The 13549-nt window shown below is 70.9% G+C and carries 6 protein-coding genes; 1 reads left to right on the top strand and 5 read right to left on the bottom strand.

What is annotated here, in order from left to right:
• Positions 1–73: 73 nt before the first annotated feature.
• The 4 genes from ACIRF8_RS21310 to ACIRF8_RS21295 form a co-directional block, all read right to left on the bottom strand.
• Positions 74–5044: an NAD-glutamate dehydrogenase gene (locus ACIRF8_RS21310; RefSeq protein ID WP_404216983.1), complete on the bottom strand. Its 4971-nt coding sequence runs from the start codon at positions 5042–5044 to the stop codon at positions 74–76.
• A 927-nt stretch (positions 5045–5971) separates the two neighbouring features.
• Positions 5972–8278 (bottom strand): ATP-binding protein, encoded by a 2307-nt coding sequence (locus tag ACIRF8_RS21305; RefSeq protein ID WP_404216982.1) that lies wholly within the window; start codon positions 8276–8278, stop codon positions 5972–5974.
• 148 nt (positions 8279–8426) lie between these two features.
• Positions 8427–9101, bottom strand: coding sequence for an HAD family hydrolase (locus ACIRF8_RS21300; RefSeq protein ID WP_404216981.1), 675 nt, complete (start codon positions 9099–9101; stop codon positions 8427–8429).
• Positions 9102–9222: 121 nt separating this feature from the next.
• Positions 9223–9738: a DUF6912 family protein gene (locus tag ACIRF8_RS21295; protein ID WP_404216980.1), complete on the bottom strand. Its 516-nt coding sequence runs from the start codon at positions 9736–9738 to the stop codon at positions 9223–9225.
• A gap of 320 nt (positions 9739–10058) precedes the next feature.
• On the opposite strand from ACIRF8_RS21295, the gene ACIRF8_RS21290 reads away from it, so the two are divergent.
• Positions 10059–10484 (top strand): Rv3235 family protein, encoded by a 426-nt coding sequence (locus tag ACIRF8_RS21290; protein WP_404216979.1) that lies wholly within the window; start codon positions 10059–10061, stop codon positions 10482–10484.
• Positions 10485–10542: 58 nt separating this feature from the next.
• Here ACIRF8_RS21290 and secA read toward each other — a convergent pair whose 3' ends face one another.
• The gene (secA, locus tag ACIRF8_RS21285) at positions 10543–13353 is read right to left on the bottom strand and encodes a preprotein translocase subunit SecA (protein ID WP_404216978.1); all 2811 of its coding nucleotides are present in this window, start codon (positions 13351–13353) and stop codon (positions 10543–10545) included.
• Positions 13354–13549 lie beyond the last annotated feature (196 nt).

The following is a 13549-nucleotide window of genomic DNA, read 5'->3' as shown; positions in this document are numbered from 1 at the left end:
TTTATTGGGGTATGCCGAAACGGGGCGCCCCGAGCCGGTTCGTCCGGCCCGGGGCGCCCCGGTCACGCGACCGCTACGAGTGCGCGCGCAGCAGCGTCCGCATCGTCCGCATCGCCACCGACAGGTTCGCCAGGTCGAAGGCGTCCGAACCCTGGATCTCCTCCAGGGTCGAGCGGGCCCGGCCGAGGATCGGCGCGTTCTTCTCCTCCCACGCCTTGAACCGCTGCTCGGGCGTGGACGCCCCGTTGCCGACCGCCAGCACGTCGGCGGTCAGCGCGGCGTGCGCCGCGTACAGGTCCTCGCGGATGGAGGCGCGGGCCATCGACTGCCAGCGATCGGCCCGCGGCAGTTCGATGATGCGGTCCATGAGCTGGGTGATGGCCAGCCGGTCCGCGAGGTCGTAGTAGACCTCGGCGACCGCCAGGGCCTCCTTGCCGACGCGGTCGGCGATCTGCACGATGTCGAGCGTCGGGAACGCGGACGAGAACCCGGCGACCCGCGCGGCCAGCGCCTCGGGCACCCCGGCGCCGGTCAGCTCGTCACGGATCGACTGGTACCACTCGGCGTCCGCGCCCCTCAGCATCTTCGGCATGGCGGCCCACACCTCGGCGACGCCGTCCTTGAAGAAGGAGATCGTCTCCGCGAGCTGGAGCGGCTGGGGGCGGTTGTTGAGCAGCCACCGCGTGCCGCGCTCGACGAGCCGGCGCGAGTGCAGCCGGATCCGGGTCTGCACATCGGCGGCGACGACATTGTCGAGCGCCTCCACCGCGTCCCACACCTCGCTGAGCCCGAAGATCTCCCGTGCGGCGAGCTGCGCCCGCACGATCTCCTCCAGGGACGCCCCGGTCTCCTCGCGCAGCCGGTGCAGGAACGTGGATCCGCCCGTGTTCACCGTGTCGTTGACGAGCACCGTCGTGATGATCTCGCGGCGCAGCGCATGCCCGTCGATCGCCTCGGCGTACTTGTCGCGCAGCGCCCGCGGGAAGTAGGAGTGCAGCAGACGGCGCAGGTAGGCGTCGTCGGGCAGGCTCGTGTGGATGAGCTCCTCGGCCGCCGTGATCTTCGTGTACGCGAGCAGGACGGCCAGCTCGGGCTGGCTCAGCCCGCGCCCGGAGTTGAGGAGTTCCTTGATCTGCCGGTCGTTGGGCAGGAACTCCAGGGAGCGGTCGAGGTGGCCCTGCTTGCTGAGCCGGCGCATGAACCGCTGGTGGGCGTGGAGCAGGGACGGCGACTGGGCGACGGCGTTGGAGAGCGCCACGTTCTGCGCGTAGTTGTTGCGCAGCACGAGCTGCCCGACCTCGTCGGTCATCGCGGCGAGCAGCTTGTTGCGCTGCTTGACCGTCAGGTCGCCGTCCGACACCAGGCCGTTGAGCAAAACCTTGATGTTGACCTCGACGTCGGAGGTGTTGACGCCCGCGCTGTTGTCGATGGCGTCGGTGTTGACCCTGCCGCCGTTCCTGGCGAACTCGATGCGGCCGAGCTGGGTCGCGCCGAGGTTGCCGCCCTCGCCGATGACGCGGGCGCGTACGTCCTGGCCGTCGACGCGGATGGCGTCGTTGGCCTTGTCGCCGACGTCCGCGTTCGACTCCGCCGACGACTTGACGTACGTACCGATGCCGCCGTTCCACAGCAGGTCGACCGGGGCCTGGAGGATGGCCTTCATCAGCTCGGCCGGCGTCATCTTCGCCTGGCGCGACTCGATGCCCAGGGCCTCGCGGATGTGGTTGTTGAGCTGGATCGCCTTGGCGGAGCGCGGGAAGACGCCGCCGCCCGTGGAGATCAGGCTCTTGTCGTAGTCGGCCCAGGACGAACGGGGCAGCTCGAACATGCGGCGCCGCTCCGCGTAGGAGGTGGCGGCGTCGGGCTTCGGGTCGATGAAGATGTGCCGGTGGTCGAAGGCGGCGACCAGGCGGATGTGCTCGCTGAGCAGCATTCCGTTGCCGAACACGTCGCCGCTCATGTCGCCGACGCCGACGACCGTGAAGTCCTCGGACTGGGTGTCGACGCCCAGCTCGCGGAAGTGCCGCTCGACGGACTCCCAGGCGCCGCGCGCGGTGATGCCCATGGCCTTGTGGTCGTATCCGGCGGAACCGCCGGAGGCGAAGGCGTCGCCGAGCCAGAAGTCGTAGCTGCCCGCGACCTCGTTGGCGATGTCGGAGAAGGTCGCCGTGCCCTTGTCGGCCGCGACCACGAGGTACGTGTCGTCCTCGTCGTGCCGCACGACGTCGTTGGGCGGGACGACCTCGCCGGCCACCAGGTTGTCGGTGATGTCGAGCAGCGCCGAGATGAACGTCTTGTAGCTGCGGATGCCCTCGGCCATCCATGCGTCGCGGTCCACGCTCGGGTCGGGGAGCTGCTTGGCGACGAAGCCGCCCTTGGCGCCGACCGGCACGATGACGGTGTTCTTCACCATCTGCGCCTTGACCAGGCCGAGGATCTCGGTGCGGAAGTCCTCACGCCGGTCGGACCAGCGCAGACCACCGCGGGCGACCTTGCCGAAGCGCAGGTGCACGCCCTCGACGCGCGGCGAGTACACCCAGATCTCGTACGCGGGCCGCGGCGCGGGCAGGTCGGGGATGGCCTGCGGGTCGAACTTCATGGAGACGTAGGCGTGCGGCTGCCCGCCCCCCGCCTCCTGACCCCTCTTGTCGCTTCCCTCGCTCGCGCTCTGGAAGAAGTTCGTACGCAGCGTCGCCTTGATGACGGTGAGGAAGGACCGCAGAATGCGGTCCTCGTCGAGCGAGGCCACCTGGTCGAGGGCGCCGTCGAGCTCCTCCAGCAGCCCGTCGATCAGCTCGGTGCCGGCCCGCTGCCGCTCGGGCGACATCCGCGCCTCGAAGAGGGAGACGAGCAGCCGGGTCGTGTGGACGTTGTTGCGGAGGGTGTCCTCCATGTAGTCCTGGCTGAACGTGGAGCCCGCCTGGCGCAGGTACTTGGCGTACGCGCGCAGCACCATCGCCTGCCGCCAGTTCAGCCCGGCGCGCAGCACGAGGGAGTTGAAGCCGTCGTTCTCGGCGAGCCCGGTCCAGGTCGCGGCGAACGCCTCCTGGAAGCGCTCGCGGCCGTCGGCGCCGAGGTCGTCGGCGCCGCCGCCCGCAGGCTGGGGCATGCGCAGGCCGAAGTCGTAGATCCACGCGGTCGTACGGTCGCTGCACCGCAGCTCGTAGGGGCGCTCGTCGGTGACCTCGACGCCCAGGCGCTGGAGCACCGGCAGGACGGCGGAGAGGGAGACGGGCGCGCCGGTGCGGTAGATCTTGAAGCGGCGCTCGCCGGGGGCGGCGCCCACCGGCTCGTACAGGGAGAGCGCGAAGTCCTTGCCGCCGTGCTTGAGCTGCTCCAGGTGGACCAGGTCGGCGACGGCCGCGCGCGGCGAGTGGTCGGCCTTGTAGCCCTCGGGGAACGAGGAGCCGTAGCGGCGCAGCAGTTCGGCGGCGCGCTCCTCGCCGCACTCGGCGTTCAGCGCCTCGCCGAAGCCGTCGGCCCAGGAGCGGGCGGCCTCCACGAGCCGGGCCTCGATGCGCTCCTTGTCGGCGTCGGAGAGCAGCGGCAGCTCGGTGCCGGGCGGGACGCGGACGACGAAGTGCAGCCGGGAGAGGATCGACTCGGTGTTCCAGGCGGTGAAGTCGACGTTGGTGCCGCCGAGTTCCTCCTTGAGGATGTCGATGATCCGCAGGCGCACGCCCGTGGTGTAGCGGTCGCGCGGGAGGTAGACGAGCGCGGAGTAGTAGCGCCCGTACTCGTCCTTGCGCAGGTAGAGGCGGAGGCGGCGGCGCTCCTGGAGGTACAGGACCGAGGTGACGATGGAACGCAGCTCGTCGGCGGGCGTCTGGAACAGCTCGTCGCGCGGGTACGTCTCCATGATCTGCATGAGGTCGCGGCCGTCGTGGCTGGCGGGCGAGAAGCCCGCGCCCTTGAGGACCTCGGCGACCTTGCGGCGGATGACGGGGACGCGGCGCACGGACTCGGTGTACGCGGCGGAGGAGAAGAGGCCGAGGAAGCGCCGCTCACCGACGACGTTGCCCTCGGCGTCGAACTTCTTCACGCCCACGTAGTCGAGGTAGCTGGGCCGGTGCACGGTGGCGCGGCTGTTGGCCTTGGTCAGCACCAGGAGGCGGTGCTCGCGGGCCTTGGCGCGGGCGTCGGCGGGGAGCCGGTTGAAGGACGGCGAGACCGGGTGGTGGTCCTCGCCCTCGTGGGGCGGGTCGGCGCGCAGGATGCCGAGGCCGGTGCCGGGCACGGCGGCCAGCGAGTCGTCGTCGGTCAGGTCGTACTCGCGGAAACCGAGGAACGTGAAGTGGTCGGCGGACAGCCAGCGCAGCAGCTCGCGGGCCTCCTCGACCTCCTGGTCGTCCAGGTCGCCCGCCTTGGGCTCGCCCGGCAGCTCGTCGGCGATGCGCAGCGCCGCGTCGCGCATCTTCTCCCAGTCCTCGACGCACTCGCGTACGTCGGACAGGACGCGCAGCAGGTCGGCGGTGATCTGCTTGAGGTCGGCGCGGTCGGTCTCGCGGTCCATCTCGACGTGGATCCACGACTCGGTGAGGACGTCGTGGCCCGTGGCGGTGGTACCGGCCGGCAGCACTTCCTGGAGCTTGCCGGTAACGTCGCGGCGGACGACGACCTGCGGGTGGATGACGACGTGGATCCCGCGTCCCTGCCGGGACAGCTCATTGGTCACGGAGTCCACGAGGAACGGCATGTCGTCGGTGACGACCTCGACGACGGAGTGGCTGCATGTCCAGCCGTTCTCCTCGACGGTCGGCGTGTGGACCTTGACGTTCGCGGTGCCCTGCGGCCGGTTCTCGGCCAGCCGGTAGTGCGAATAGGCGGCGCCCAAGACGTCGACCGGGTCGCGGTCCGTCAGGTCCTCGGGTGCCGTGTGCAGGTAGTAGCGCTGGAGGAACGCGAGCACGGTTTCCTGGTCCCAGGCGGCAGTGCCCTCGCCCGTCGCCCCAGTCGGTAGGTGCCCCCCTACCGGGCTGTTCTCAGCTACCCGGGCCGCCCGTGCGAGCAGCTCGGCCTTGGCTTCGTCCAGCTTGGTCTGCATGGTCCTCTGGCTCCTGTCGCGCGCCATTGCGTGACGTAGACGTGACGTGGGTGGAACGGTCGACGTAACGCCGCGACGCGGGGTGTCCGGTCTGGCTCGACGTTATGCCGGATTGGGAGAAGAGCGGACGGTATTGCGCCATTTTCAACGAACTGGCCATCCGCCGGAAATGATCAGTAACTGAGCGCCGGGCACGGTCGGCGTGGCGGACCGTGGTCTCCCGGCGCGGACAGGGGGCGACGATGCCCCCGCGAGCTATCGCGCTGATCACGGGACAAGGCTATCGCTCCGCGCGGGGGGCCCGTCATGAGCTGTATGTGTACAAAAGCAGGGGGGGAACTTTGACACTCTGCACAGAACCGCGCCCTCCTGCCGGGAATGCGGGGCGGCGGCACGTCGGACACGACGGCGGATATCGGCCCGTCGAGGGCACCGTGTGACCAATGGCACCCGGAAATCATCCAGGTGCCAGGGCGCGGGGGCGGTCGGCGGCGCGGCGCGGAAAGGCCCCGGCGGGTCGACAGCCCGCGGGGTCCGGGCGAGCTGTACGGGGCGGGCGGCTGCCCCGCCGACGAGGGCAGCCACCCGGGTGTGCCATGGTCCGGGCCGGCACGGCGAGGGGCCGTTGCCACGACAGCCGTGGGGAGTTGACCATTACTGCCCGACCGCCCGCCGCGCGTCCGCGCCGGACCATCCCGGCACTCCCCCACCTTCCCGCCCTCCGGACGACCGGGGCACCGATATCGCGGGGATCCGGGTATACGCATATCGGCGTAGCGGCGGGATGTCCGTATACCTAGATACCTGGATACCTGGATACCGGGAGTCCGGGAGTCCGGGATACCGGGAGGAGTCCGGGAGTCCGGGATACCGGGAGTCCGGGAGTCCGGGAGCCCGGCGGTCCGGGGAGGGGGCGGCGGGGCCGGGTCAGTGCGCGGCCTCGTCGCGGGGCTGCGGCCGGTCGTCCTCGATCCGCACCTCCGTGCGGGACCCCACTCCGAGCTTCGCCAGGATGTGCTCCACGTGCGCGTCGGCGGTCCGCTTGGAGATCACCAGCCGCTCCGCGATCTCGCGGTTGGACAGGCCCCGCGCCACCAGCGCGGCGACCTCCCGCTCCCGCCGCGTCAACGCGTCGATCCCGCCCCCGGCGCCCCGCCCGGCCGCCGCCCGGGGCCCGGGCGTATCGGCCCCGGCCCGCACCGCCTGGAGGACCTGCGCCCCGGAGAGCCGCGCACCCGTCTCGCTCCACCGCCGGAACGCCTCGTCGCCCAGCACCCGCCGCACGGCGTCGAGCACGGCCTCCTGCTCCTCGAACAGTGAGGGCAGCATGCCGATGGGGTCCCCCGCCCCGAGCCGCCGCGCGTGCTGCGCGTAGCCGAGCAGCCAGGCGGCCCGCACGTACCGCTTGTCGTGGGCCGCCGCCCAGGCGAGCCCGCGGCAGCACATCGCGGCGACCAGGATGTCCTCCACCTCGGCGGCGGCCTCCAGCGCCCGGCACAGCGACGCGAGGGCGTCCTCGCGCTGCCCGGCGAGCCAGCGGATCACCCCCTGCACCAGCAGCGTGGAGGCGAGCATCTGCCGTTCGCCGGTCCCCTCCAGGTACGCGAGCCCGGTCCGGCACAGTTCCAGGGCACCGTCGGTGTCGCCGAGCACGCCCAGGAGCAGCGCCGCCTCGTAGTGGACGACGGCGATGCCGAGTCCGTCGCCGCGCGCCACGATCCGCTGCCGGGCGTCCTCCAGCGCCGCGAGCCCGTCGGGCTCCCCGGACAGCGCGCCGAGGCCGCCGAGGTAGGCCTCGCAGAACAGCTCCACCCGGTCGTGCCCCGCCGCCCGCGCCACCGCGACCGCCCGGTGGAACAGCTCCAGGGCGCCGGGCAGATCCCCGGACCACACCGCGAACAGGGCGACCATGAACCGCCCCCACGCCTGCTCCTCCCCCACCTCGTCGAGGAGCGCGAGCCCCTTCTCGATCCAGTAGCGGCCCTCGGAGAGCGCCCCGAGCGCCCGCCAGTAGGGCCCGAGCTGCGTGGCGAGCCACAGCCCCTGGGCCACCGACCCCGCACTGCCGTACGCGTATTCGAGTGCGGCCCGCAGATCGGACTGCTCGGTGCGCAGCACCCGGTAGTGCGCGGGCTGCGCGGCGGTCAGGAACTCGTCCCAGTAGCGTCGGCCGAGTTCCCGGTAGTACGTGAAGTGCCGCTCCCGCGCGGCGTCGCCCTGCCCGGACTCCGCCAGCCACTCGGCGCCGTACTCCCGGATCGTGTCGAGCAGCCGGTACCGGCCGCCGTTCTCCCCGATGCGCTGGACGACGGACTTGTCGACGAGCCCGATCAGGCACTCCAGGACGTCACCGGCCGTCAGCTCGCCGCCCGCGCACACCTCTTCGGCGGCCGACAGCTCGAAGGAGCCCGCGAAGACCGAGAGCCGGGCCCACAACAGCCGCTCCCGCGGCGTGCACAGTTCGTGCGACCAGCCGATGGCCGTGCGCAGGGTCTGATGGCGCGACAGCGCGGTGCGCCGCCCGCCCGTCAGCACCTCGAACCGCTGCCCGAGCCGCTCGGTCAACTGCTCAAGGGGCACGGCCCGCAAGCGCACCGCGGCCAGTTCGAGAGCGAGCGGGATCCCGTCCAGCCTGGCCGCCAGCGCACCGAGTCGTCCGCGGTTCGCGTCGGTCACGGCGAACCCGGGCACGACCGCCGCGGCGCGCTGCACGAACAGCTCCAGGGCGTCGTCGGGACCGAGTGGGGCGATGGCGCAGCAGTGTTCGCCGGGCACGTCGAGCGGCTGCCTGCTGGTGGCGAGGACGCTCACCCCGGCCGCCTCCCGCAACAGCACGTCGGCGAGCATGGCGCACGCGTCGACAAGGTGCTCGCACGTGTCGAGGACGATGAGGAGCTGTCGCCCGCGCAAGTGCTCGACGATCGCGTCGAGCGGCTCCATGCCGACCTGCTCGGGCAGTTGGAGCACGGCGGCGAGCGTCACCGGGACCAGCTCGGGGTCGCGCAGCGCGCTCAGCTCGACCAGCCAGACGCCGTCGGGGAACCGCTCGCCGAGACCGGCCGCCGCCCGCAGCGCCGTACGGCTCTTGCCGACGCCCCCGGGCCCCACCAGCGTCACCAGCCTGGCCCGCTCGAACGCGCCCCGCACCCGCGCCAGCTCGTCCGACCTGCCGACGAACGAGGTCACCTCGACCGGCAGTTGACCGCCGCGCCGCTGCCCGAAGCCGAACCCCATGCTCCCCGCCCCCCGTCACATCATTCCGCCCCGGCGCACCACCACACCCATCACAGAGTACGCAGCAGGCTGCGGAGCGTGAACGAAGTCGCGGCAGAAGCCTCCGCTCAGCAGCGCCAGCCGCGACCGGCCGGCGCCGAGGGATCGCTCAGGCCGCCGCCACGAGCCGTTCCGCCTCGCGGACCGCCTCCGCGAGTGTGTCCACGACGGGCGCCCCCACCCCTTCGAGGCTGGCCCTGCTGTGCGAGCCACCGGTGTAGAGCACGGCCCGCGCGCCCGCGCCCAGCGCGGCGACGGCGTCGTCCGCCGCGTCCCCGATGACGACAGTGCGCTCCGGCGCCACGCCCCGCAGCGCCCCCAGGTGCCGCACCATGTGCTCGGCCTTGCTGCCACCGGAAGGACCGGTCCGCCCGTCGATCCGCACGAACCGCTCGGTGATGCCCAACTGGCTGACGAGCGGCACCAGTTGCTCATGCTGGTACATGCTGAGGATGGACTGGCTGCGCCCCGCGTCCTGCCATCCGGCGAGCAGCGGCTCCACACCGTCGGCGAGGCCGCACGCCACGGAGTGCGTGGCGTAGTGCCGGTGGAACGCCTCGTCCATCATGAGCCACTCGGCCGCGGTGGGCAGCCGACCCATCAACCGCTCGTAGAACTTGGGCACCGGCACGCAGTACAGCGCGCGGTACTTCTCCAACGTGATCGGCGGGAGCCCGATCTCCTGGAACGCGGCGTTGGTGGCGCGGATGATGGCGTCGTTGTCGTGGAACAGCGTCCCGTTCCAGTCCCAGACGATGTGCGCCGCGGCTGTGTGCTTCCCCATGCGTAAGAACGTACCCTTCCAGGCCCGGTGACTCCCCTGGTCAGCCAGGCGTCAGTCACCAGGCGTCGGTTGCCCGGCGTCGGTCACCGGGCGTCGGTCGCCCGGCGTCAGTTGCCCGGCGTCAGTCGCCGCGGCCCACCAGGTTGGCGATCTCCTGGGTGGCGAACCACAGCAGCTCGTGGTCCTCGGCCCCGTCCACGACGAACTGGGCGTCGTCGTCCCCGTGGTCGGCGGCGCCGAGCGCGTCGGCCGCGGCGGTGACGTCGGCCTCGGCGTCGTCGGCGTCCACGTGCACGGAGGCGGCCTTGGCCAGCGGCACGGCCTCGCGCACGGTCACCTCGCCGAGCGCGGTCGGGTCGAGCCCGCTGTCGGGATCGACGACGGCGGCCCTGTCCGCCACGTCCACGGCGACGACGACCCGCCGCCGCGCCGCGTCGGGCTCCCCGGCGAGCAGCCGCAGCGAGGCGAGCGCGGCGCGGTTGAGGGCCGCGTACTCCAGCTCCTCGATGTCGTCGGAGAGGTACCACTCGCGCAGCGCGGGCGTCACGGCGTAGGCGGTGAACGGCGCCGGGCCCAGCTCGCCCGCCTTGTACGCCTCTGCGAGTCGGGGCAGGGACAGAGGTACGTACACGCGCATGGCCGGCCGCTTTCGTCGTCTTGTCGTGGTCAGTCTTCGGGGTCGGCCTTCGTGGACCGAGGGCCTCCAGGATACGGGTGGGAGTCCCCCTTCGGGCTGCCGGCCGAACCTCGCCCGCACGTCAAGCCGGGAGCGCCGGACGACCCGGCCCACCCGCCCGGCCACGGGCCCCGCCCGCCCTCCCGTCACCCGGATAAGTGAACCGTCCGGCCCCCGCGCACCCCGTCCCGCGCCTCTTGCCGGGGCTTCGCGGGACGCCGTAGAAGGTCCTCACACCCAAAAGTTACTGACTGGTATCCGGAGGCGATGTGCAGAAGGTGATGACGAGGCAGGGTCCCCGAGGAACCACCCGGCCCCCGTCCCGCCGGGACTCCCGCCGCCCGGCCGACCGCCGGGTGCCGCCGCAGGCCCCGCCGCACCCGACCGAACTCTTCACCCAGCGCCTGCTCCTGGTCCTGTCCGGCCACCGGCCCCCGCACTGGTTCGCCCGGCACGCCGCGGACCGGGCCTACGACGATCTGCTGTGGCTGGTGGCCCGCCGCTCGCTCGGCACCGGCGGACGCCGCCCGACGATCCACCGCATCGGCCACTTCGAACCGGCCACCGGCACCTACGAGGTGTTCGCCCGCATCACGGCCGGTCCGCGCCTGCACGCCCTCGCCTTCCGCCTCCACCTCTCCTCCGACCACCGCTGGCGCGTCACGGCGGTGGAGCTCGACGGGCGCCCGCCCAGGGAGACCCACTGAACGCAAGAGGGCCGGGCACACCGTGCCCGGCCCTTCTACGTCATCACTGTCGCCGCGGTCACTTCTTGCGGCGGCGGCCCTTCGACTGCTTCCTGCGCTCGGCGCGGGTCAGACCGTCGGCCTCGGACCGGCGCGGCCCGTCCTCGGTCACGAAGTCACCCTCGTCGACACCGCCCTCGGCATTCGGCGCCTGGAAGTGCAGCCGGTCCGGCCGCTGCGGAGCGTCCAGGCCCTTGGCCCGGATCTCCGGACGCGAACCGGCCTGCGCGGGCACCGCGTCCTCCTTGTCGAGCGACGTGACGGGCGCCGCGTCCTCGACCGGGACCTCCTCGACCTGCTGCTCGACCTGGACCTCCAGGTTGAACAGGTAGCCGACGGACTCCTCCTTGATGCCCTCCATCATGGCGTTGAACATGTCGAAGCCCTCGCGCTGGTACTCGACCAGCGGGTCCTTCTGCGCCATGGCCCGCAGACCGATGCCCTCCTGGAGGTAGTCCATCTCGTAGAGGTGCTCACGCCACTTGCGGTCGAGCACGGAGAGGACCACGCGGCGCTCCAGCTCACGCATGATCTCGGAGCCGAGCTGCTCCTCGCGCTCCGCGTACTGGGCGTGGATGTCGTCCTTGACGGCCTCGGCGATGAACTCGGCGGTCAGCCCGGCCCGGTCACCGGCCTCCTCCTCCAGCTCCTCCACCGTCACCTTGACCGGGTAGAGCTGCCGGAAGGCGCCCCACAGCCGGTCGAGGTCCCACTCCTCGGCGAAGCCCTCGGCGGTCTCGGCACCGATGTAGGCGTCGATCGTGTCGTCCATGAAGTGCTGCACCTGCTCGTGCAGGTCCTCGCCCTTCAGGACGCGGCGGCGCTCGCCGTAGATCACCTCGCGCTGCCGGTTCAGCACCTCGTCGTACTTCAGGACGTTCTTACGCGTCTCGAAGTTCTGCTGCTCGACCTGCGACTGGGCGGAGGCGATGGCCCGCGTCACCATCTTGTTCTCGATCGGCACGTCGTCCGGCACGTTCGCCATCGACATGACGCGCTCGACCATCTGCGCCTTGAAGAGCCGCATCAGGTCGTCGCCGAGCGACAGGTAGAAGCGGGACTCGCCGGGGTCGCCCTGACGGCCGCTACGACCGCGCAACTGGTTGTCGATACGCCGCGACTCGTGCCGCTCCGTGCCGAGGACGTAGAGCCCACCGAGCTCCTTGACCTCCTCGAACTCCGCCTTGACGGCCTGCTCGGCCCGCTCCAGGGCGGCGGGGAGGGCCGCGGCCCACTCCTCCACGTGCTCGACGGGGTCGAGGCCCGCCTGGCGCAGCTCGGCCTCGGCGAGGTCGTCGGGGTTGCCGCCGAGCTTGATGTCGGTACCACGGCCCGCCATGTTCGTGGCGACGGTGACGGCGCCCTTGCGGCCGGCCTGCGCGACGATCGTCGCCTCACGGTCGTGCTGCTTGGCGTTCAGCACCTCGTGCTGGATGCCGCGCTTGCTGAGCTGCTGCGAGAGGTACTCGGACTTCTCGACCGACGTCGTGCCGACGAGGATCGGCTGGCCCTTCTCGTGCTTCTCCGCGATGTCGTCGACGACCGCGTCGAACTTGGCGACCTCGGTGCGGTAGATCAGGTCGGGCTGGTCCTTGCGGACCATCGGCTTGTTCGTCGGGATCGGGACGACACCGAGCTTGTAGATCTGGTGGAACTCGGCGGCCTCGGTCATCGCCGTACCGGTCATGCCGGAGAGCTTGTCGTAGAGGCGGAAGAAGTTCTGCAGGGTGATCGTCGCGAGCGTCTGGTTCTCGTCCTTGATGTCCACCCCTTCCTTCGCCTCGATCGCCTGGTGCATGCCCTCGTTGTAACGGCGGCCGGCGAGGATACGGCCGGTGTGCTCGTCGACGATCATGACTTCGCCGTCGATGACGACGTAGTCCTTGTCCTTCTTGAAGAGTTCCTTGGCCTTGATGGCGTTGTTCAGGTACCCCACGAGCGGGGTGTTCACCGACTCGTAGAGGTTGTCGATGCCCAGCCAGTCCTCGACCTTGGCGACACCGGGCTCGTGGATGGCGACGGTGCGCTTCTTCTCGTCGACCTCGTAGTCGCCCGTCTCCTCGATGCCCTTGAGCGGGTTGCCCGGCTCGCCCTTCTTCAGGCGGGTGACGAGCTTGGCGAAGTCGCCGTACCACTTGGTCGCCTGGTCGGCGGGGCCGGAGATGATCAGCGGTGTACGGGCCTCGTCGACGAGGATGGAGTCGACCTCGTCGACCACCGCGAAGTTGTGGCCGCGCTGGACGAGCTCGTCCTGGGACCACGCCATGTTGTCGCGCAGGTAGTCGAAGCCGAACTCGTTGTTCGTGCCGTAGGTGATGTCGCAGTTGTACTGCTCGCGGCGCTGCGCCGGCGTCATGTTCGCCAGGATGCAGCCGACGCTCAGACCCAGGAACTTGTGGACGCGGCCCATCATCTCGGAGTCGCGCTCGGCCAGGTAGTCGTTGACCGTGATCAGGTGAACGCCCTTGCCGGACAGCGCGTTGAGATACGTCGGCAGGGTGCCGACCAGGGTCTTGCCCTCACCGGTCTTCATCTCGGCCACGTAACCGAGGTGGAGCGCGGCGCCACCCATGAGCTGCACGTCGTAGGGGCGCTGGCCGAGGACGCGCCGGGCGGCCTCGCGCACGGTGGCGAAGGCCTCGGGGAGCAGGTCGTCGAGGGACTCGCCGTCCTGGTAGCGCTGCTTGTACTCATCCGTGAGGGCGCGCAGCTCGGCGTCGGAGAGGCTCTCGAAGTCCTCTTCGATGGAGTTGACCTGGTCCGCGATGCGGTGCAGCTTGCGCAGGATCTTGCCTTCGCCTGCACGCATGATCTTCTGGAGGACGGACACGCGGTTGGTCTCCTTGCCGGTCGGGCCTGGCACGGTCGGTTACTCAAGCGACAGCCTGAGCAACGGCCATCGTATGCGAGGACCCCGCCGCGCCGGGAGGTCTGCCGTGAGGTCCAACGGACAGGGCCCTCGGAAGGTGCCGGTAAGGGGCATGAAAAGTCATGGCATCCTGCCCCGGCCCCGAGCAGAATCGGGC

It is taken from the genome of Streptomyces sp. NPDC102406 (genome assembly GCF_044765725.1).
GTDB lineage: Bacteria > Actinomycetota > Actinomycetes > Streptomycetales > Streptomycetaceae > Streptomyces.
This window is presented reverse-complemented; position numbering and strand designations above follow the sequence as displayed.